The organism is Planomonospora parontospora, assembly GCA_014647935.1.
Classification (GTDB): domain Bacteria; phylum Actinomycetota; class Actinomycetes; order Streptosporangiales; family Streptosporangiaceae; genus Planomonospora; species Planomonospora parontospora.
In genome coordinates this window covers 1-1,876 of sequence record BMQD01000079.1, presented here as the reverse complement: position 1 = coordinate 1,876, position 1,876 = coordinate 1, and the positions used below count along the sequence as shown (strand labels likewise).

Annotated in this window: 1 protein-coding gene; it reads left to right on the top strand. The window is 72.3% G+C overall.

Annotated elements, in window-relative coordinates; all coding sequences use genetic code 11:
- Positions 1 to 39: 39 nt before the first annotated feature.
- On the top strand, positions 40 to 1,876 hold a 1,837-nt coding region (locus IEZ07_RS35180), incomplete at its 3' end, for an acyltransferase domain-containing protein (protein WP_301549388.1).

Sequence of the window (1,876 nt, the reverse complement as noted above, 5' to 3'; positions counted from 1 at the left end):
GGGTTCTTGTTCTCGGGTCAGGGGGCGCAGCGGGCGGGGATGGGCCGGGAGTTGTATGCGGTGTTCCCGGTGTTCGCGGAGGCGTTGGATGCGGTGTGCGCGGTGGCGGACGTGGAGCTGGGGCGGTCGTTGCGGGAGTTGATGTTCGCCGAGGACCAGCGCGATGACCAGGGCGAAGGCGCGGGCGGGGACGCGGACCAGGCCGGGGGTGGGGGCGCGGCGGAGACGTTGGGGCGCACGGAGTTCGCTCAGGTGGCGTTGGTGGCGTTCGAGGTGGCGTTGTTCCGGTTGCTGGAGTCGTGGGGGGTTCGGCCGGATGTGCTGGTGGGGCATTCGGTGGGGGAGCTGGCGGCGGCGCATGTGGCGGGGGTGCTGGATCTGGCGGATGTGGTGCGGTTGGTGGTGGCGCGGGGGCGGTTGATGCAGGCGTTGCCGGCGGGTGGGGTGATGGTGGCGGTGCAGGCCTCGGAGGCGGAGGTGGTGCCGCTGCTGACGGCCGGGGTGGGGGTTGCGGCGGTCAACGGTCCGTCCTCGGTGGTGGTCTCCGGGCAGGAAACAGCGGTGGAGGCGGTGGTGGCGAGGCTGCCTGAGGGTCGGCGGTGGTCGCGGTTGCGGGTGTCGCATGCGTTCCATTCGCCGTTGATGGAGCCGGTGCTGGAGGGGTTTCGGCGGGTGGCGGAGTCGGTGACCTACCGGCAGGTGGAGGCGTCGCTGACGGCGGTTTCCACGGTGACGGGCGCGCCGGTCGCCGGGGTTGCGGTGCCGGGTGCCGAGACTTCCGGGGTTTCTGCGGTTTCCGGGGATTCCCTGCCCGGCTCCGGGACTTCCGAGGCTTCGGTTTCCGGGACTTCGGTGTCGGGTTCGGTTGCGGGGTGGGGGTCGGCGGAGTACTGGGTGGAGCATGTGCGCCGGTCGGTGCGGTTCGCCGATGCGGTGGATGCGGCGCGGGGTCTGGGTGTGTCGCGGTGGGTGGAGGTGGGTCCGGATGCGGTGCTGACCGCGCTGGCGGCCCAGGTCCTGGTCGCGGATCCTGCGGATGACACGGGCGGTGCCGGTGCCGCAGGCGGTACGGGTTCTGCGGCTGGTGCGGGTTCCGCGGGCGGTGCGAGCGGTGCGGGTTCTGCGGTGATGGGGTTGCAGCGGCGGGGCCGGGGCGAGGTCGAGGCGCTGCTGTCCGGGCTGGGCCGGGCGTATGCGCACGGTGTGACGGTGGAGTGGGAGCGGTACTTCTCCGGGTCGGATGCGCGGCGGGTGGAACTGCCCACCTACGCCTTCCAGCGCAAGCCGTACTGGCTGGAGAGCACGGCTGCCACGGGTGACGTGGCCTGTGTCGGGTTGGAGGCCGTCGAGCATCCGCTGCTCGGTGCGGCGCTCGCGTCACCGGAGTCGGGCGGAGTCGTGTTGACGGGCCGGTTGTCGGTGGCGGCGCAATCGTGGCTGGCCGATCACGTGGTGGGCGGGGTGGTGCTGTTTCCGGGGACGGGGTTCGTGGAGCTGGCGATCCGGGCCGGGGATCAGGTCGGGTGCGGTGCGGTCGAGGAGTTGACGCTGGAGGCGCCGCTGGTGCTGCCCGAGCGCGGTGCGGTCGCGATCCAGGTGGTCGTGGGTGCGGACGACTCCTCGGGCACGCGTTCCGTCGCCGTCTATTCCCGGCCCGAGAGCGGTGATCCGTCCTGGACCCGGCACGCGAGCGGCACGCTCGCCGCGGACGGGCCGCCTCCCTCCTTCGACCTGAGCCAGTGGCCTCCGGCGGGTGCGGTGTCGGTGGAGGTGGACGGCGCCTACGAGTTCCTGAGTGAGCAGGGGTACGGGTATGGGCCGGTGTTCCAGGGGTTGAAGGCGGCCTGGCGGCGCGGGGACGAGGTGTTCGCCGAGG